Consider the following 17,904-nt stretch of genomic DNA (forward strand, 5'->3'; position numbering starts at 1 on the left):
GTGCGCCTTAATTCCCTCCCCCGCCCAGCGGGGGAGGGTTAGGGTGGGGGCAAGTGTCCGCACGTCGAACTCCTCCCAAAGCCGCCAGCACGCTCGCCGCCACGCCCTCCGGATTGCGAAGAACATCGTTGTTCCAGAACCTGAGTACCCGCCAGCCGCGCTCCATCAGGAACTTCGTGCGCGCCTCGTCATAGCCGGAGTCGGCATGCTGCCCGCCATCGACTTCGACCGCGAGACAGACCTCCAGGCAGGCAAAATCAAGGATATAGGGAGGGACCGGATGCTGACGCCGGAACCGCCAGCCACCAAGCTGGCCGTTGCGCAGGTACTGCCACAGGCGCCGCTCGGCGTCCGTCGGCAGCGTGCGCATGCCGCGGGCTCGGTGCTTGAGGACGGGGCCGCGCATGGGGTGAGTGCGGATGTGTGGGGAGTTTGCCCCCACCCTAACCCTCCCCCGCTGGGCGGGGGAGGGGATGAGTTGTCGCGGAGGAGAGGAGTACAATCATGAACCTCCGCACCCTGCGCGCCCAGGCCGAGGCGCGGCTGCGCGAGGCCGGTGTCGATACGCCGGAGCTCGACGCCCGCTACCTGCTCGAACATGCGCTGACGCTCACCCGCACCGACTTCGTTACGAAAGCCGAACAAGTCATCCCCGCCGCCGATGCCGCCCGTGCCCTGGCGCTGGTCGAGCGTCGCGCCGCGCGGGAGCCGGTGGGGCGCATCCTGGGGCACCGGGAGTTCTGGACCATCGACCTCGCCCTCAACCCCGACACGCTGGAGCCGCGGCCGGACACCGAGACGGTGGTGGAGGCGGTGCTGGCCGCCATTCCCGACCGGAAGGCCCCGCTGCGCTTGATCGATTTCGGAACCGGAACGGGATGCATCCTGCTTGCGCTGCTGTCGGAACTGCCGAACGCCACCGGTGTCGGCGTCGATCTCAGCCCGCTGGCGGTGGAGGGGGCGGCCGGCAACGCCGAGCGCAATGGGCTGGCGGGGCGCGCCCGCTTCCAGACTGGGGATTGGGCCAAGGGGATCAAGGAACGTTTCGACATCGTGGTGTCCAACCCGCCCTATATCCCCAGCGCCGACATCGCCACGCTAGAGCCGGAGGTGCGGGAGCATGACCCCCTCCGTGCGCTGGACGGCGGGCCGGACGGGCTGGCGCCCTACCGCATCCTCGCCGCCGAGCTGCCGCGCCTGCTGGTTCCCGGCGGTCTGGCCGCCTTCGAGGTCGGGCAGGGTCAGGCGGAGGACGTGGCGGCGCTGGTCGAGGCGCAGGGATTGGGGGAGACCGCGATCCTGTGTGACCTCGGTGGGGTAAAGCGCTGCGTCAGGGCACGAAAGGTGCTGTGAACCGGCCGCTTATCCAAAAAAACGGTTGGATCGCCGGCCTTTGCCGGGTAGTGTGCGGTACACGACCGCGAACCTACGGCCTGCGGAGCAAGAATCTCGGATGGTTTTCTGCCGAGCGCTGACCGCCATGGCCCGCCGCACGCGATGCGGACGCGTCGTTTGAACCCCGTGAGCGACCCATGGAAATCGTCCATGGCGGGCTCGGTGGCCGGGCCGCAAGGCCGGATGGCCGCCGGAGCGTTCCGGGGACTGCACTTCTCTTGCATGGGGCCTTAAGAGCCGAATGAGACAGGGACCGAACTCCAGGCGTTCGCGTGGTCGTGGCAACAGCGGCGGCGGGGGCAGCGGCGGCGGTGGTGGCGGGGGCGGCGGTGGTGCCGGCCGGCGCCAGAACGTTCCGCTGCGTCACCAGACCTTCGACAGCAACGGCCCGGATGTCCGCATCCGCGGCAATGCGTGGCAGGTGCAGGAAAAGTATCAGGCGCTGGCCCGCGACGCGATGTCGTCCGGTGACCGCGTGCAGGCGGAAAACTACCTGCAGCATGCGGAGCATTACCTGCGCATCATCAACCAGATCCAGGAATCGGAAAACCGCCAGCGCGGCGGCCAGCCGAGCATCGGGCACGGTCACCAGTCGCAGGGTTCCTCGCAGGTCGGCGACGATGACGACCAGCAGGGCGAGGACGAGACGGACGGCGAGGAACGGGCGGCCGTCAACGCCTGACGCCCTGCGTTTGAGCTTGGATACCTGAAAGTTCAGTCCGGCGTGACCGGGTCGCCCACCGCGATCCGGCCGCCGCCGGTCACCCGGGCGCGCAGCAGGATCTGGCTGTGGCCGTACCCCCGCTCCATGATGTTCGGCAGGCTGAGGTCGGCGACGCCGCTGTCCGGGTTCACATCGTTGCCGGGCGTGCAGTCAAGCGCCTCCACCACCTCCAGCGTTGCGCCGCCAATGGTCAGGGTCCGGCCGATCCAGCCGCGTTCCGCCCACGGATCGATGTCGTCCAGCAGCAGGTTGGCGCGCAGGCGGCGGGGATCGACCGGCTGCTTGGCGATCCGCTCCTCCAAATCGCGCAGGCTGGCGAGGTTCAGCAGGGTGACCGACGGTTCTTCGCTGTCGCCGAAGGCGCCGTGCTGCGCCTCGATCAGGCGGGGCATGCCGGGGACGATGCCGGCCAGATAGGCGGCGAAGAACTGTTCAAGCAGCGTGCGGCCCATCGGTTGGTCCAGCCGGCCGCGCGACACCTGCCGGCCGCCGCGCCGGATGATCAGCGCGCGCGTCTCCTCGTCGAACTCGGTCTGCAGCGCCGCCAGCTTTTCCGTGCGGTCCAGCGTGAAGAAATCGGACGGCAGGCGCCAGCCCTCCGTCTCGGTGTCCAGCGCGGCCGGGCCGTGCAGCAGCCCGTAATGGCGGTCGAGCGGGATCGCCTGTCCGGCGGTCAGGTCGATGGCGGTCAGGTCCTGGCCGCTCATGCCCTTGACGGGATAGCGGCGGATGGCGGTCAGTGTGGCGTTCATTGCACTGCACAATGAAAGGGCCGGAGCGTCCCTGTCAACCGATGCGGTGCCTGTTTCTCACGCTACGGCTGGGGGAAAGGCGGTGGGGGGTATCCCGGGACCGCCAACTCCACCGCAATGATCTGGTGCCGCTACCAGCGTTCGGCGACGGGGTGGTTCCCGAGAAATTCCTCCAGCCGCCGCCCGGTGGCCGGTGACAAATCCGCCGGAAGCCGGTCGATCGGGAAGAAGCGGGTCTCGACGATCTCCACTCCGTCCGCCTTCGGCGTGCCGCTCCAGCCGCGCACCACGAAGACCGCCACATGGTCGCTCGCCCCGTTGCGGAAGCGGGCATAGATCCCGAAAGGCTGAGCGGGCCGGTCGGCGATCAGCCCGACCTCCTCCCGCACCTCGCGGCGCATGGCGTCGACCAACGTCTCCCCTCGCCCGACGCCGCCGCCGGGCAGATGCCAGCCGCCGACATAACTGTGGCGGATCAGCAGCACGCGCGGGGCTGCCGGGTCCGACTCGTCGACGATGATTGCCCGCACCCCCATGGTCAGCGGGCGCGCGATCCGGTGCCAGATTCCGCGCATGCTCCAGGCGAGGCGCAGCAGCCGCGCCGTCATGGTCCGCGGCATGGCTTGGCCCGCGGGCGTTGCTGCGGGCTTCACATCGGAGGCGGTGCGCGTGGTGGGGCGGGTGGCGGAACTGGCCAGATCGGTCATGATGGGAGTCCGGGGCGGGGAGGCCGGCGGAAGGCAGGCTGGCGGCAGTCTAGCCGGGGCGGGCAGGCGCCGTGTAGGGGGGCAATCGGCGGGTCACGCACTACCCCTTTCTTACGGTCCTACGCGGTCGGGACGATGGGGGTGTGGCGGCTTTTCTCTCCCGATAACCTTTCTACGCCGATGGTCTTGCATGACCTCCGGCCCTGCCTACATCTCTCGCAGCATCCTTGCGGATCGCACTGTCATGTGGATCGAGTTGACCGGGCTGCCTCGCGGACGGTCGACGGGAGATGAGGGGAGCATCATGGATTTCGAGCAGTACACCGAGCGTAGCCGCGGGTTCATCCAGGCCGCGCAGACCCTGGCCGTGCGCCGCGGGCATCAGCGCCTGACCCCGGAACATCTGTTGAAGACCCTGTTGGACGACAAGGAAGGCCTTGCCGCCAACCTGATCCGTGCAGCGGGCGGCGACCCCAAGGCGGCCCTGTCGGCGGTCGATGCAGAACTGGACAAGCTGCCGAAGGTGGAAGGCAGCGGCGCCGGTCAGCTCTACCTGACGCCCGAACTCTCCCGCGTCTTCGAACAGGCGGAGAAGGTCGCCGAGAAGGCCGGCGACAGCTTCGTCACCGCCGAACGCATCCTGCTGGCGCTGGCCATGGCCGACGGCACCCCGTCTGCTAAGGCGCTGAAGTCCGCCGGCGTGACGCCGCAGGCGCTGAACACCGCCATCAACGACATCCGTAAGGGCCGCACCGCCGACAGCGCCAGTGCCGAGCAGGGTTATGACGCGCTGAAGAAGTATGCGCGCGACCTGACCGCCGCGGCGCGCGACGGCAAGCTCGACCCCGTGATCGGCCGCGATGAGGAAATCCGCCGCACCATCCAGGTGCTGGCCCGCCGCACCAAGAACAATCCCGTCCTGATCGGCGAGCCCGGCGTCGGCAAGACCGCCATCGTCGAGGGGCTGGCCCAGCGCATCGTCAAGGGCGACGTGCCGGAAGGCTTGAAGAACAAGCAACTGCTGTCGCTCGACCTCGGCGCGCTGGTGGCCGGTGCCAAGTATCGCGGCGAGTTCGAGGAGCGGCTGAAGGCCGTGCTGTCGGAAATCCAGGCGGCGGCCGGCGAGATCGTCGTCTTCATCGACGAGCTGCACACGCTGGTCGGCGCCGGCAAGTCGGACGGCGCGATGGACGCCTCCAACATGCTGAAGCCGGCCCTGGCGCGCGGCGAACTGCATTGCGTCGGCGCCACCACGCTGGACGAGTTCCGCAAGTACATCGAGAAGGACGCGGCGCTGGCCCGGCGCTTCCAGCCGGTCTTCGTCTCGGAGCCGACGGTGGAGGACACCATCTCCATCCTGCGCGGCCTGAAGGAGCGGTATGAGGTGCACCATGGCGTGCGCATCACCGACAGCGCCATCGTATCGGCGGCGACCCTGTCCAACCGCTACATCACCGACCGCTTCCTGCCCGACAAGGCCATCGACCTGATCGACGAGGCGGCGAGCCGCCTGCGCATGGCGGTGGACAGCAAGCCGGAAGCCATTGACGAGCTGGACCGCCGCATCATCCAGTTGAAGATCGAGCGTGAAGCGCTGAAGCGCGAGCAGGACTCCGCGTCGCGCGACCGCCTGGTCAACCTGGAACGCGAGCTGTCCGACCTGGAGCAGGAGTCGGCCGAGCTGACCGCCAAGTGGCAGGCCGAGAAGGACCAGCTGCAGGGCGCGCAGAAGATCAAGGAGGATCTGGAGAAGGCCCGCACCGAACTGGAGACGGCGCAGCGCGACGGCAACTGGGGCCGCGCGGGCGAACTGGCCTACGGCGTCATTCCCGGCCTGGAAAAGGCGCTGAAGGAGGCCGAGGAGCATGCCAGCAGCCGCATGCTGAACGAGGAGGTGCGCGACGGCGACATCGCCGCGGTGGTCAGCCGCTGGACCGGCGTGCCGGTCGACAAGATGTTGGCCGGCGAGCGCGAGAAGCTGCTGGCGATGGAAGACAAGCTGCGCGGCCGGGTGATCGGCCAGGACGAGGCGATCGTCGCCGTGTCCAACGCCGTGCGCCGGGCGCGGGCCGGGCTGCAGGACCCGAACCGCCCCATCGGCTCCTTCCTGTTCCTGGGTCCGACCGGCGTCGGCAAGACCGAGCTGACCAAGGCGCTGGCCGAATTCCTGTTCGACGACGAGACGGCGATGGTCCGGCTCGACATGTCGGAATACATGGAAAAGCATTCCGTCGCCCGCATGATCGGCGCGCCTCCGGGCTATGTCGGCTATGAGGAGGGCGGGGCGCTGACCGAGGCGGTGCGCCGCCGGCCCTATCAGGTCGTGCTGTTCGACGAGGTGGAGAAGGCCCACCCCGACGTCTTCAACGTGCTGCTGCAGGTGCTGGACGACGGCCGCCTGACCGACGGGCAGGGCCGCACGGTCGATTTCCGCAACGTCGTCATCATCATGACCTCCAACCTCGGCTCGCAGGCGCTGGCCGAGCAGCCGGAGGGCGAGGACAGCGCTGCCGTGCGCGAGGAGGTGATGGAGGCCGTCCGCGCCCATTTCCGGCCAGAGTTCCTGAACCGCCTGGACGAGATCCTGCTGTTCCACCGGCTCGACCGCCGGCATATGGGCGGGATCGTCAAGATCCAGCTCGGCCGCCTGACGAAGATGCTCGCCGATCGCGAGATCACGCTGACGGTGGACGAGGCCGCGACGGAATGGCTGGCCGAGGCCGGCTACGATCCGGTGTACGGCGCCCGTCCGCTGAAGCGGGTGATCCAGCGCGAACTGCAGAACCCGCTGGCGACCCTGATCCTGGAAGGCCGGATCAAGGACGGGCAGACCGTGGCGGTTGGCGCCGAAGGCGGATCGCTGACCATCGACGGCCAGCCGGTCAGCGGGCTGGTTCGGCGGGGGTGACCGGTAGACCGCTTCCCTCAAGTCCCCTCTCCCCCCTGGGGAGAGGGTTAGGGTGGGGGGGACGCAAGGCGAGGATTCTCGAAAATCCACCCATGTGCATCCCCCTCACCCCGACCCTCTCCCCGGGGGGGAGAGGGGGGTATTCCGGCAGGTCACCTCAATAACACGGCGCGCCCAACCCTTCCGCCTCGAACGTTGCCTTCACCGCCGGACGCTCCAGCACGCGGGCGAGGTACGGACCCAGGTTGGTGAGCGTACGTGCCGGCCGTCCCATGAAGCGGGTCCAGCGGCACAGCATGAACAGGTACGGGTCGACCGCGCTGTACGTGTCGCCCAGCAGCCACGTACGCCCCGCCAGCGCCCGGTCCAACCCATCGAAATGGCCGTTCAGCCGGGCTTCGGTGGCCGCCTTGAAGGCGGCTTGCGCCTCCGCGCCCTCGACATGGCGTTCGGGGTAGAAGTACAGCAGCATCTCGGCCTGGACGCTGTTGGTCAGGTAGACCAGCCACTTGTAGAATTCCGCCCGCTCGGCCGTGCCGACCGCGGGGGCCAGCTTCGCCTCAGGATGGCTGTCGGCCAGATGCAGGCAGATGGCGGCGGATTCGTACAGCACCAGATCGCCGTCCACCAGCGTCGGCACCCGGCCGTGCGGGTTCAGCGCCAGATAGGCCGCGCTCTTGTGCTCCCCCTTGTCACGGTCGAGCAGCACGAGATCGAAGGGCCGGCCGATCTCGCGCAGCAGGATGTGCGGCGCCATCGCGGCGGTGCTGGGCATGCCGTAAAGCGTGGGCAAGGCGGTCTCTCCCTCTCGTCGTTCCGGTCAAGCTGTCCCATCGGGCCCGGCCTCCCGCCAGCGCCTTGCGTGCATGGCACGGATGACCAGGAAGCAGGTTTGTGGAGTGGCCGAACTGTGCGTATGATCGGCGGTACTGTTTAACAAATCGAACACCCCCGGCGGACCTCGACCGGACGGCGGGGGGAGCGAACCCGACAAGACCGAACAGGAAGACCCTTTCCATGACCGCTCCGGGCAGCACCGTCGGCAACTCCGCCGCCAGCCGCGACAAGGCCTTCATCCTCCATCCCTACACCAACCTTGACGTCCACGAGACGCAGGGGCCGATGATCATCGAGCGCGGCGAGGGCATCCGCGTCTTCGACGACGGCGGCAAGGATTACATCGAGGGCATGGCCAGCCTGTGGTGCGTCTCGCTCGGCTGGGGGGAGGAGCGGCTGGTCCAGGCGGCGACCAAGCAGATGCGGCAGCTGTCCAGCTATCACATCTTCGGCCACAAGTCGCATGAGCCGGGAATCGATCTGGCGGAAAAGCTGATCGGACTGGCGCCGGTGCCGATGTCGAAGGTCTTCTTCGCCAATTCGGGTTCGGAAGCCAACGACACCGCGATCAAACTGATCTGGTACTACAACAACGCGCTCGGCCGGCCGGAGAAGAAGAAGATCCTCTCGCGCCAGCGTGCCTATCACGGCGTGACGGTGGCGACCGCCAGCCTGACCGGGCTGCCCAACAACCACCGCGATTTCGACCTGCCGATCGCCCGCATCATCCATGGCGATTGCCCGCACCACTACCGCAACGCCCTTGAGGGCGAGAGCGAGGAAGCCTTCGCCACCCGCTTGGCCGAACAGCTGGAGGCGCTGATCCTGGCCGAGGGGCCGGACACCATCGCCGCCATGTTCGCCGAGCCGATCATGGGTGCCGGCGGCGTCGTGGTGCCGCCCGCGACCTACTTCGCCAAGATCCAGCCGGTGTTGAAGAAATACGACATCCTACTGGTCGCCGACGAGGTGATCTGCGGCTTCGGCCGCACCGGCAATTTCTGGGGCAGCCAGACCATGGGCATGCAGCCGGACATCCTGACCTGCGCCAAGCAGCTGTCGTCGGGCTATCTGCCGATCTCCGCCGTCATGGTGTCGGACGCGGTCTATCGCGCCTGCGTCGACGAGAGCCGGAAGATCGGCACCTTCGGCCATGGCTACACCTACTCCGCCCACCCGGTGGCGGCGGCGGTGGCGCTGGAAACGTTGAAGATCTACGAGGAGCGCGACATCGTCGGCCATATCCGCGGGGTCGCTCCGGCGTTCCAGAACCGTCTGAAGGCGCTGGCGGAGCATCCGCTGGTCGGCGAGGCCCGCGGTATCGGCCTGATCGGCGCGCTGGAACTGGTGGCCGACAAGGCGACCAAGGTGCCTTTCGACCCGCCCGGCCGCGCCGGCGCACTGGTCAACGGCCTTGCCCAGGAGAACGGCCTGATCGTCCGCGCCATGGGCGATTCCATCGCGCTGTGCCCGCCGCTGGTGATCTCCGAGGCGGAGATTCGCGAGACCTTCGACCGGCTGACCAAGGCGCTGGACGCCGCGGTGCCGGTTCTGCGCGGGTGAGATTCGGCCGGGGGTGGGGCGCTTCGCGCCCTATCCCCTCCGCAGATGCATCTTGCCCAGGCCGCCCAGTGCGTCGAACAGCTGGCGGAACTGGGTGAGGAACTGCTCCCACGTCGCCTTCGTCGTCGGCTCGATGGCGGCGTGCAGGGCGCCCAGGCTGGTCCTGCCGTCGACCCTAGACAGGATCGGCCCGGCCAGCCGCGGCAGGGGCAGGGCCACGATGCTGCCCATCAGGTCGAATTCCAGGCTGCCACCGGGCGGCACGGTCTTCGCCACCATCGGGCCGTCGATGTCGCGCAGGACCGGGATAACGTCCGGCCCGTCCGGCGCGATGCGGGCGGCCTCCAGATCGGCGGGACGCAGCAGATAGGCGATGTGCTTGGTGAAGGCGCCGGTGATGCGCTCGGTCCAGGCGGCGCGTTCCAGCATGCCCATTGCCTCCAGCCGCTTCAGCACGCGGGCGTCCTTGACCCACAGCGACGGTTCGTAGCGCAACGGGTCGATCAGCGTCGCGATGGCGAGCCCGGCGCTGTCCGCCAGTTCCGCCAGCTGCGGCACGCTGTAGGGCCGGTCGCAGCTGTGCAGCAGCAGGTCGTAGAGGTTGGCGTCGGCCAGCCGGTGGTCGCTGATATGCGGGTTGTTCAGCAGCCAGTTGGTCGGCGGCAGCGCCTGGATCAGCCGGCGGGCCAGCGCCACCTTCTCGGCCGCCGGCAGCCCCTCGGTCATGCCGCGCAGCGCCTCCTGCATCGGGTAGACGCCGGTGCGGCCATAGGGGGCGTAGACCATGATGCCAATGCCGCCGCCGGGCGCCAGTGCGCCGGCCAGAGAGCGCAAGCCCGCCGCCGGATCGTCCAGATGGTGCAGCACGCCGCAGCAGTCGATGTAGTCGAACGGCCCCATTCCATCGAGTTCCAGCAGTGATCCACGGCGGAAGTCGATGTTGGTCAGACCGCGCGCCTTGGCCCGCGCCTCGGCGACGGCGCGGCTGGCGTCGGACAGGTCGATGTAGGTGATGCGGCCGGGATTGCCGGCATCGGCCATCTGCTGCGCCAGCATGATGGTGCCGTCCCCCGTGCCGCCGCCGGCCACCAGCACGCGCAGCGGCCGGGAATGGTCGATCCGGCCGCCGAAGACATGCTGGACCAGCTCGTCCAGATGGCTGGGCGAGCCGGTGATCAGGCGCTTGGACTCGTCGGCCGGGTTGCGCGCCGGGTAGGGATAGGCTTCGTACTGGGCGCGCAGGTCGTCGATGCTCATGGGGGGCTGCTCATAAGGGACGGGCGCGGCGACCATAGCACCGCAGCCGCACCCGCTGCATCCGCCTGATGACGGCCTTTCTCAGCCCGGCCAGCCCGCCGCGGCACGTACCTCGCCCACCCGCGTGCCGGCGCGGTTCAGCAGCGGGGCAGTCAGCAATTGCGGCACGCGCGCCCATTGGGCATCGGTCAGCGCCTTGGTCGAGCGGATCAGCGCGGCCAGAGCCACCTCGCGGGCGCGGGCGGCGCCATCCTCGATCTTCAGCGCGATGCCGATGCCCTGGTCCGGGATCACGGCGCAGCCGACACCCTCGGCCCCGCCCTTGACCAGGACGGCGCCGCCGGCCGCCTCCATCAGCGCGGTGTCGAAGGTGCCGGTGCCGCCGATCAGGAAGGGGTGCTTGCCCCAAGCGGCAGCGATGCGGGTGACGGCCGCGGCCCGCGCGTCGGGCAGGTCGACCGGGTCGGCAATGCGGGCCATGGCATAGGCGATGGCGCCCAGCGGGATGCCGACGGTCGGGATGGAACAGCCGTCCACACCCCAGGGTGCGCCGAACAGATCCTGGCCGGTCATCTGCTCCATCACGCCCAGGATGCGCTGCTGCACCGGGTGTTCGTAGCGGACATAGCCCTTCAGCCGCTCGCCCTTGTGCTTCGCCGTGGTCAGGAAGCCGCTGTGCTTGCCGGAGCAGTTGTTGTGGAAGGCGGTCGGCGCCTCGCCGCGGCGGACCAGATCCTCGGCGGTGGCGGGATCGTAGGGGATCTGCGCGCCGCATTCGTAGTCGTCGAGCGTCAGCCCGACCCGCTCCGCCCAGGATCGCACCAGTTCGGTGTGGCGCGGCTCGCCATTGTGGGAGGAGCAGGCGAGCGCCAGTTCCTCGTCCCCCAGCCCGAAGGCGTCGAGCGCGCCGCTTTCCACCAGCGGGATCGCCTGCAGCGACTTGATGGCGGAGCGCGGATAGACCAGCGCGTCGATGTCGCCCCAGCGCGCCAGCACATGGCCGCCGGCATCGACGATGCAGGCGCGGGCGCGGTGGACCGATTCCACCAGGCTGCCGCGCGTCACCTCGACGGTGATCGGGCTTTCCGCAGGACCGGACAGGTCGGCGCGGCCCTCGGCGCTCTCGCCATGGTGGTGGGAATGGCCGTGGTGGTGATCCCCACCGCAGCAGGAATGGTCGTGGGTATGGTCTTGGCTCATGCCGGCAAGCTTGCCTCGGGCGGACGGTGGCGGCAAGCTCCCGCCCGGTTATCTTTGGCTTCGATGTGTGGGTTCTTCATGCGTGGTTATTTCGGAATCGGGGTGGAGCGGATCAGCAAGCCGGGCAATGTCGGCAACCTGATGCGCACCGCCCATGCCTTCGGCGCCTCCTTCTTCTTCGCCATCGATCCGGAACCGGATCTGCGGGAGACGAAGCTGGTCGACACCTCGGGCGCCACGCTGCACCTGCCGCTCTACATCCACGAGCGGGTCGCCGACTTTACCCTGCCCAGGGACTGCATGCTGGTCGGGGTGGAACTGACCGACGACGCGGTGGAACTGCCCAGCTTCCGCCACCCGTCCCGCGCCGCCTATGTGCTGGGGCCGGAGCGCGACAGCCTGTCACCGGCCCTGCTGGCGCGCTGCGACCATGTGGTCAAGATCCCGATGTCCTTCTGCATCAATGTCGGCGTCGCCGGGGCGCTGGTGATGTATGACCGGATGATCTCGCTCGGCCGCTTCGCCGAGCGCCCGGTGCGTCCCGGCGGCCCGCTGGAGGCGCCGGCCCAGCATCGCCATGGCCGACAGATCATGCGCAACGCCGACCGCCGCCGCCGCATCCGCGGAGAGCAGAAGCCCGCCGCGGACGACAGCGACGAGTAAGCATAGGGTCAGAGCGGCAGCGGATCGTCTCCGGCGACGGCGCAGATCCGCTGCACCACCGCGGGCTTGGGCAGCGATATCTCCCCCTGTTCGAAGGCGACCACCTGAAGCGTGCCGCGCACCGCCTCCAGCAACTCGCCCCGGCGCAGCAGGAAGTCGGGGGAGGACGGGCGGCCGAAGCGGGCGTTGCCGTCGGCGAAGGTCTCGTAGATCAGCACGCCGCCGGGTTCCAGCGCCGTCAGGATGGCGGAGAAGAGCGGGCGGTACAGGTAGTTGGTGACGACGATCCCGGCGAAGCGGCCGTCGATCGGCAGGGAATCGGGAGCGGCGCCCGAGTCGCCGCTTTCCAGATCGGCCTGGATCAGGTCGACGCCCGCGCTGCCTTCCAGGTCGGCGACGCCGCCGAGATCGCGGTCCAGACCGACGACCGGATGGCCGCGCCGGTGGAACAGCCGCAGATGCCGTCCGCCGCCGCAGGCGAGGTCGAGCACCGGACCGCCCGCCCGCACCAGCGGGGCGAAGCGCTCCACCCAGGGGGAGGGCGGCGAAAGCGGGTGGGGCGTGGGCATGGTCGGATTTCCCTTCGCGGACTTTCCTTTGGCGGTCGCGGAAACGATATCACAGGTGGTATGGACGACAGGACCGGGCGGCGTTTGACGGCGCGGCCCGGCCGTGCTGAATTAGGGCAAATCCCGAGTCGCGCCGCAACCCGGACCGGCGCACCGGGGCGGACCTTCCTGCTGCGGGTTAGTTTGGGGCTTGTGGGGATATGATCCTCTTCGCGTTGAGATGCTCGGCCGACCACCGGTTCGAGGCATGGTTCCGCAACGGTGCCGCCTATGACGAACAGGCGGCGGCGCACCAGATCGCCTGCCCGATCTGCGGCGACACCGTCGTCGGCAAGGCGCCGATGGCCCCGCGCATCGCCAAGGGCGTCGCCAAGGCCGCCGACCGTGCGCGCGAACAGGCCGAAGCCGTCGCGGCCGACGCCCCGCCGGCGGCCGTTTCCGCCGCCATTCCCGGCCATGCCCCTTCCCTTGCGCCCGCCGCCCTGCCGGCGCCGATTCCCGCCCCGGTTCCGCTGCCCAGCGCCGCCGACATGGTCGCCGCCCTGCCGCCCAGCCTGAACGACGCCCAGCGCGAGGCGGTGGCCGAGGTGATGCGGCAGCTGACCGAGGTGCGGCGCAGCGTGGAGAAGAACTGCGATTATGTCGGCGACCGCTTCGCCGAAGAGGCGCGGCGCATCCATTACGGCGAGACCGACCCCCGCGGCATCTATGGCGAGGCGTCGGACGACGAGGTCGCCGAACTCCACGAGGAAGGTGTGACATTTCACCGCATTCCGTGGATTCCGCGAAGCGACTCCTGAGGGTTGCGGCCGCCGCGCCGGATGCGGCGGCACCACTGATTCCCAACGAAACCATCTGAAAAGCTGACTGTTTGTAAGGCGCGCCCGGAAACGGGGGCGCCTTTCTCGTATGCCGCCGCAGCCCTGGCCGGGGCCTGGATTTCCGGGGATTTCCGGGGGATCGTCCCCGGTTGGCGCACCATCCCATCGACCAAGGTAGGGGGTGCGCCCAACAATGATCTGTATCAAACAATTGGGCAGGTCAAGGGCGTACGAATTACGGGGAGAAACCCGGACGCGACCGCCCGGACGGCAAATGCCCGCATGTCCCGCAGACGGTGTCTGAAGGACAGCCGAACAATTGCCGGCACTCGATGAGGGGACGCACATGAATCAAAGCGCACAACGGATTTTGAACAATCCGAAGTTCCAGGAGCTGGTGGCGAAACGGTCCGCCTTCGCCTGGACTTTGTCGATTGCCATGCTGGTCATCTATTTCGGTTTCATTCTGCTGGTGGCGTTCGGGAAGAGCTTCCTGGGCACGCCGATCGGCTCCGGCGTCACGACCTGGGGCATTCCGGTCGGCGTCTTCACCATCGTGTCCGCCTTCATCCTGACCGGCATCTACGTCTACCGGGCGAACGGCGAATTCGACGAGCTGAACCGCCAGATCCTGGAGGAATCGAAGTGATCCGCGCAGCCACCACCCGCATCGCCGCCCCGGCTGCCGCCCTGGCCGCCATGGCGGGCGCGCTGGTTCCCGCCTCCGCTTACGCCGCCGCCGTCGAAGGCGCGGTGACCAAGCAGGCGACGAACTGGTCCGCCATCATCATGTTCCTGATCTTCGTCCTCCTGACGCTGGGCATCACCTTCTGGGCGGCCCGCCGGACGAAGTCGGCCAAGGACTTCTACGCCGCCGGCGGCGGCATCACCGGCTTCCAGAACGGTCTGGCCATCGCCGGCGACTACATGTCGGCCGCGTCCTTCCTGGGCATCGCCGGCCTGGTGTACGCCAACGGCTTCGACGGCCTGATCTTCTCGGTGGGCTGGCTGGTCGGCTGGCCGATCATCCTGTTCCTGATCGCGGAACGGCTGCGCAACCTCGGCAAGTACACCTTCGCCGACGTCGCCTCCTACCGCTTCCAGCAGACGCCGATCCGCACCCTGTCGGCCTGCGGCTCGCTGGCGACCGTCACCTTCTACCTGATCGCCCAGATGGTGGGCGCCGGCAAGCTGATCCAGCTGCTGTTCGGCCTCGACTATCTGGTCGCCGTCATCATCGTCGGCGTGCTGATGATCGGCTACGTGACCTTCGGCGGCATGCTGGCGACCACCTGGGTGCAGATCATCAAGGCGGTGATGCTGCTGTCCGGCGCCTCCTTCATGGCCTTCATGATCCTGGCGAAGTTCGGCTTCAGCCCCGAGGCGATGTTCAAGGCCGCGGTCGACATTCACCCGAAGGGTCTGGCGATCATGTCGCCGGGCGCGCTGATCAGCGATCCGATCTCGGCGATCTCGCTGGGCATGGCGCTGATGTTCGGCACCGCCGGCCTGCCGCACATCCTGATGCGCTTCTTCACCGTCGCCGACGCCAAGGAAGCCCGCAAGTCGGTCTTCTACGCCACCGGCTTCATCGGCTACTTCTACATCCTGACCTTCATCATCGGCTTCGGCGCCATCCTGATGATCCTGGCCCCCGACGCCACCGGCGCCTATCCCTTCCTGACGGCGGCCCCGGCGGCCGGCGCCAAGGCGGTGATCGCCAACGTCATCGGCGGCACCAACATGGCGGCCATCCACACCGCCCATGCGGTCGGCGGCGACCTGTTCTACGGCTTCATCTCGGCGGTCGCCTTCGCCACCATCCTGGCGGTGGTCGCGGGTCTGACGCTGGCCGGCGCCTCTGCGGTCTCCCATGACCTCTACGCCTCGGTCTTCGCCAAGGGCCGCGTGAACGAGGCCGACGAAATCCGCGTCTCGAAGATTACCACGGTCGTCATCGGCATCCTGTCGATCGTCCTCGGCATCGCCTTCGAGAACCAGAACGTCGCCTTCATGGTCGGCCTGGCCTTCGTCATCGCCGCCTCGGCCAACTTCCCGATCCTGCTGATGTCGATGTTCTGGAACAAGATGACCACCCGCGGCGCCGTCATCGGCGGCACGCTGGGCCTGGTGTCGGCGGTCACGATGCTGGTCCTGGGTCCGACGGTGTGGAAGGCGGTTCTGGGCAACCCGGCCGCGCTCTTCCCCTACGACAACCCCGGCCTGTTCTCGATCATCATCGCCTTCGTCGGCATCTGGTTCTTCTCGATCACCGACAACAGCGCGCAGGCCCAGAAGGAGCGCAAAGACTTCGAAGCCCAGTACATCCGGTCGCAGACCGGCCTGGGTGCCGAGGGTGCCTCCGCCCACTAAGGCCACCTGCCGAACGAAGAAAACGGGCAAAGCGCCAAGAAGAAGAACGGAAGGGATCGCGTCTCGCACCGCATCCCTTCCTCCCACCGGGGGAGGCATCCCTTCCCCTCCGGGAAAACGCTCCAGCCCGTGCGGTGAGCGAACCACGCCGCCAAATGTCGCACCCGCTTCCGGCATCACGCCCGGCGGGTGTATCCTGAAAAGCGCCTCCGGATGCGATCCGGGGGCGCTTTTTTATGCCCCGCCCTCCTGTGACGGAGCCCGCCCGTGCAGCACGCGACGCCGACCGCCTCCCCCGACTTCGATTTCGGCCGGCACCCCTTCAATCTGCTGACGGCGGATCAGCGCGCGGCGCTGGCCGGCGCGCTGGACATCGCGCTCTATCCGCGCGAGGCCGTGATCCTCTGCCGGGAGGAGCCGACCGACTCGCTGTTTGTCGTCTTGCGCGGGACCGTGCAGGAACGCCGCGGCGGCGATGTGGCGGCGCTCCATGGGCCGGGCGACCGCTTCGGCCTGCAGGCGCTGTATGGCTCGGTGGGAGGCGACGGCATCGGCGCCGGCGCCCGCCGCTTCGTCGCGGTCGAGGAGTGCGTCTGCCATCTGATCCCGCGCGCGGCGCTGGAGGCGCTGGCCGCCGAGAATTCCGCCTTCGGCACCGCCATCCTCGGCGACTTCGCCCAGCGCATGCGCGATCTGGCGGCCGAGCGGTCCAACCGCGAGATGGCGGCGTTGACCATGGCCCGCATCCGGCAGGCCTACCTGCACCCGCCGCTGTTCGTGGAGGCCGCCGCCAGCCTGCGCGACGCGGCCGAGGCGATGAGGCAGAACCGCGCGAGCAGCGTCCTGGTGCGCGGGGCGGACGGGCAGACCGGCATCCTGACCGGCACCGACCTGCGCGATCTGGTGGTGCTGGACGGCCGGCCGGTGACCGACCCGGTCGGGCCGCTCGCCCGTTACGGCCTGCTGACGCTGGACCGCGACGACCTGCTGTTCAACGCGCTGGTCCTGATGACCAAGCATGCGGTGCGCCGCGTCGTGGTGACGGAGAACGGGGCCGTCGTCGGGCTGTTGGGGCAAAGCGACCTGCTGGCGGTGCTGTCCAACCATTCCCAGGTCATCGGCGTGCAGGTGGAGCATGCGACCGGGCCCGACGACCTGCGCCGGGCCAGCCGCTCCATCGTCGAGCTGATCCGCACCCTGCACGCCACCGGGGTCAAGGTGTCCTTCATCGCCGATCTGGTGACGGAGCTGAACCGCCGCATCTTCCGCAAGCTGTTCGAACTGCTGGCCCCGCCGGAGCTGCTGGCGAACAGCTGCCTGATCGTGATGGGCAGCGAAGGGCGCGGCGAGCAGCTGCTGAAGACCGACCAGGACAACGGCCTGATCCTGCGCGACGGCTTCGACTGTCCCGATCTGCCTCGCATCGCCGCCGAGTTCACCCGCCATCTGGTGGAGTTCGGCTATCCGCCCTGTCCGGGCAACATCATGCTGTCCAACCCGGAGTGGACGCGGCCGCTCGCCGGCTACAAGGATGCGATCTTCAGCTGGATCCACCGCCCGGACGAAGCGGCGCAGATGAACCTCGCCATCTTCTACGACGCCGCCCCGGTGGCCGGCGACGCCACGCTGCTGCAGGACGCGAAGGACTATCTGCTGGGCCGGCTGCAGGACAACCAGATGTTCTTCACCCAGTTCGCCCGCCCGACCCTGTCCTTCGACACGCCGAGCGGCCTGTTCGCCGCCCTCTTCGACCGGCGGCGGGGGGAGCCGGTGGACATCAAGAAGGCCGGCATCTTCCCCATCGTCCATGGCGTGCGGGCGCTGGCCCTGGAAAAGCATCGGGCGGAGACCAACACGGTGGAGCGCATCCAGGTGCTGGCCGAATTGGGTGCGCTGGACCGCAAGATGGCCGGCGATCTGGTGGAGGCCTTCACCATCCTGTCGACCATCCGGCTGAAGGCGCGCGTCGATCTTCCGGAGCCCGGATCGGAGGAGGGGGCGGAGCTGGCGATCGACAACCTCGTTTATCCCGACCGGCTGGGCAAGCTCGACCATGACCAGTTCAAGGACTGTCTGGCGCTGGTGAAAAGCTTCAAGGAGCTGATCGCCCATCATTTCCGCCTGAACCACTGAGG

Annotated in this window: 16 protein-coding genes; 9 read left to right on the forward strand and 7 right to left on the reverse strand. The window is 68.4% G+C overall.

Translation table 11 applies throughout. The annotated features are described in order from the left end of the window. Positions 1–7 precede the first annotated feature (7 nt). Positions 8–406, reverse strand: coding sequence for a DUF559 domain-containing protein (locus FZ983_RS12540; RefSeq protein ID WP_149223869.1), 399 nt, complete (start codon positions 404–406; stop codon positions 8–10). Positions 407–504: 98 nt separating this feature from the next. Between FZ983_RS12540 and prmC the strand changes: the two genes are divergently transcribed. Next, entirely contained in the window at positions 505–1,353 is an 849-nt protein-coding gene (prmC, locus tag FZ983_RS12545) for a peptide chain release factor N(5)-glutamine methyltransferase (protein WP_149223870.1), read from the forward strand. Between the two features lie 283 nt (positions 1,354–1,636). Further along, complete coding sequence (locus tag FZ983_RS12550) at positions 1,637–2,077, forward strand: DUF4167 domain-containing protein (protein ID WP_149223871.1); 441 nt, start codon at positions 1,637–1,639, stop codon at positions 2,075–2,077. A 32-nt stretch (positions 2,078–2,109) separates the two neighbouring features. On the opposite strand, the gene FZ983_RS12555 is transcribed toward FZ983_RS12550, so the two are convergent. Next, positions 2,110–2,871 (reverse strand): MOSC domain-containing protein, encoded by a 762-nt coding sequence (locus FZ983_RS12555; RefSeq protein WP_149223872.1) that lies wholly within the window; start codon positions 2,869–2,871, stop codon positions 2,110–2,112. A gap of 131 nt (positions 2,872–3,002) precedes the next feature. After that, on the reverse strand, positions 3,003–3,578 hold the full coding sequence (locus FZ983_RS12560; protein ID WP_149223873.1) for an NUDIX domain-containing protein: 576 nt from the start codon (positions 3,576–3,578) through the stop codon (positions 3,003–3,005). A 304-nt stretch (positions 3,579–3,882) separates the two neighbouring features. On the opposite strand from FZ983_RS12560, the gene clpB reads away from it, so the two are divergent. Beyond that, positions 3,883–6,486 carry an ATP-dependent chaperone ClpB gene (clpB, locus tag FZ983_RS12565; RefSeq protein WP_149223874.1) on the forward strand — a complete coding sequence of 868 codons (2,604 nt, stop codon included), beginning with the start codon at positions 3,883–3,885 and terminating at the stop codon, positions 6,484–6,486. A gap of 157 nt (positions 6,487–6,643) precedes the next feature. Here clpB and FZ983_RS12570 read toward each other — a convergent pair whose 3' ends face one another. Beyond that, complete coding sequence (locus FZ983_RS12570; RefSeq protein WP_149223875.1) at positions 6,644–7,279, reverse strand: glutathione S-transferase N-terminal domain-containing protein; 636 nt, start codon at positions 7,277–7,279, stop codon at positions 6,644–6,646. 224 nt (positions 7,280–7,503) lie between these two features. Between FZ983_RS12570 and FZ983_RS12575 the strand changes: the two genes are divergently transcribed. Continuing rightward, on the forward strand, positions 7,504–8,886 hold the full coding sequence (locus tag FZ983_RS12575) for an aspartate aminotransferase family protein (protein ID WP_149223876.1): 1,383 nt from the start codon (positions 7,504–7,506) through the stop codon (positions 8,884–8,886). Positions 8,887–8,916: 30 nt separating this feature from the next. On the opposite strand, the gene FZ983_RS12580 is transcribed toward FZ983_RS12575, so the two are convergent. After that, positions 8,917–10,143, reverse strand: a complete 1,227-nt coding sequence (locus tag FZ983_RS12580) for a class I SAM-dependent methyltransferase (RefSeq protein ID WP_149223877.1) — start codon at positions 10,141–10,143, stop codon at positions 8,917–8,919. A gap of 81 nt (positions 10,144–10,224) precedes the next feature. Next, positions 10,225–11,343, reverse strand: a complete 1,119-nt coding sequence (locus FZ983_RS12585) for an asparaginase (protein WP_149223878.1) — start codon at positions 11,341–11,343, stop codon at positions 10,225–10,227. Positions 11,344–11,421: 78 nt separating this feature from the next. Here FZ983_RS12585 and FZ983_RS12590 point away from each other — a divergent pair, with 78 nt between their 5' ends. Further along, positions 11,422–12,006: an RNA methyltransferase gene (locus FZ983_RS12590; RefSeq protein WP_149223879.1), complete on the forward strand. Its 585-nt coding sequence runs from the start codon at positions 11,422–11,424 to the stop codon at positions 12,004–12,006. Positions 12,007–12,014: 8 nt separating this feature from the next. Here the strand turns inward: FZ983_RS12590 and FZ983_RS12595 are convergent, their stop codons facing one another. Continuing rightward, positions 12,015–12,575 carry a methyltransferase domain-containing protein gene (locus FZ983_RS12595; RefSeq protein ID WP_149223880.1) on the reverse strand — a complete coding sequence of 187 codons (561 nt, stop codon included), beginning with the start codon at positions 12,573–12,575 and terminating at the stop codon, positions 12,015–12,017. A gap of 200 nt (positions 12,576–12,775) precedes the next feature. On the opposite strand from FZ983_RS12595, the gene FZ983_RS12600 reads away from it, so the two are divergent. From FZ983_RS12600 to FZ983_RS12615, 4 genes are all read left to right on the forward strand, one after another. Continuing rightward, positions 12,776–13,375: a DUF1178 family protein gene (locus FZ983_RS12600; protein ID WP_149223881.1), complete on the forward strand. Its 600-nt coding sequence runs from the start codon at positions 12,776–12,778 to the stop codon at positions 13,373–13,375. 367 nt (positions 13,376–13,742) lie between these two features. After that, entirely contained in the window at positions 13,743–14,045 is a 303-nt protein-coding gene (locus FZ983_RS12605; protein ID WP_149223882.1) for a DUF485 domain-containing protein, read from the forward strand. A gap of 50 nt (positions 14,046–14,095) precedes the next feature. Further along, complete coding sequence (locus tag FZ983_RS12610; RefSeq protein ID WP_149224047.1) at positions 14,096–15,769, forward strand: cation acetate symporter; 1,674 nt, start codon at positions 14,096–14,098, stop codon at positions 15,767–15,769. A 267-nt stretch (positions 15,770–16,036) separates the two neighbouring features. Next, on the forward strand, positions 16,037–17,902 hold the full coding sequence (locus tag FZ983_RS12615) for a DUF294 nucleotidyltransferase-like domain-containing protein (protein WP_149223883.1): 1,866 nt from the start codon (positions 16,037–16,039) through the stop codon (positions 17,900–17,902). The last annotated feature ends 2 nt before the right edge of the window (positions 17,903–17,904 follow it).

The organism is Azospirillum sp. B21, assembly GCF_008364825.1.
Classification (GTDB): domain Bacteria; phylum Pseudomonadota; class Alphaproteobacteria; order Azospirillales; family Azospirillaceae; genus Azospirillum.

Excerpts from the sequence above, each read along its gene's own strand:
- FZ983_RS12540 (WP_149223869.1), bottom strand. The coding sequence starts at position 406 with ATGCGCGGCCCCGTCCTCAAGCACCGAGCCCGCGGCATGCGCACGCTG.
- prmC (WP_149223870.1), top strand. The coding sequence starts at position 505 with ATGAACCTCCGCACCCTGCGCGCCCAGGCCGAGGCGCGGCTGCGCGAG.
- FZ983_RS12550 (WP_149223871.1), top strand. The coding sequence starts at position 1,637 with ATGAGACAGGGACCGAACTCCAGGCGTTCGCGTGGTCGTGGCAACAGC.
- FZ983_RS12555 (WP_149223872.1), bottom strand. The coding sequence starts at position 2,871 with ATGAACGCCACACTGACCGCCATCCGCCGCTATCCCGTCAAGGGCATG.
- FZ983_RS12560 (WP_149223873.1), bottom strand. The coding sequence starts at position 3,578 with ATGACCGATCTGGCCAGTTCCGCCACCCGCCCCACCACGCGCACCGCC.
- clpB (WP_149223874.1), top strand. The coding sequence starts at position 3,883 with ATGGATTTCGAGCAGTACACCGAGCGTAGCCGCGGGTTCATCCAGGCC.
- FZ983_RS12575 (WP_149223876.1), top strand. The coding sequence starts at position 7,504 with ATGACCGCTCCGGGCAGCACCGTCGGCAACTCCGCCGCCAGCCGCGAC.
- FZ983_RS12580 (WP_149223877.1), bottom strand. The coding sequence starts at position 10,143 with ATGAGCATCGACGACCTGCGCGCCCAGTACGAAGCCTATCCCTACCCG.
- FZ983_RS12585 (WP_149223878.1), bottom strand. The coding sequence starts at position 11,343 with ATGAGCCAAGACCATACCCACGACCATTCCTGCTGCGGTGGGGATCAC.
- FZ983_RS12590 (WP_149223879.1), top strand. The coding sequence starts at position 11,422 with ATGCGTGGTTATTTCGGAATCGGGGTGGAGCGGATCAGCAAGCCGGGC.
- FZ983_RS12595 (WP_149223880.1), bottom strand. The coding sequence starts at position 12,575 with ATGCCCACGCCCCACCCGCTTTCGCCGCCCTCCCCCTGGGTGGAGCGC.
- FZ983_RS12600 (WP_149223881.1), top strand. The coding sequence starts at position 12,776 with ATGATCCTCTTCGCGTTGAGATGCTCGGCCGACCACCGGTTCGAGGCA.
- FZ983_RS12605 (WP_149223882.1), top strand. The coding sequence starts at position 13,743 with ATGAATCAAAGCGCACAACGGATTTTGAACAATCCGAAGTTCCAGGAG.
- FZ983_RS12610 (WP_149224047.1), top strand. The coding sequence starts at position 14,096 with ATGGCGGGCGCGCTGGTTCCCGCCTCCGCTTACGCCGCCGCCGTCGAA.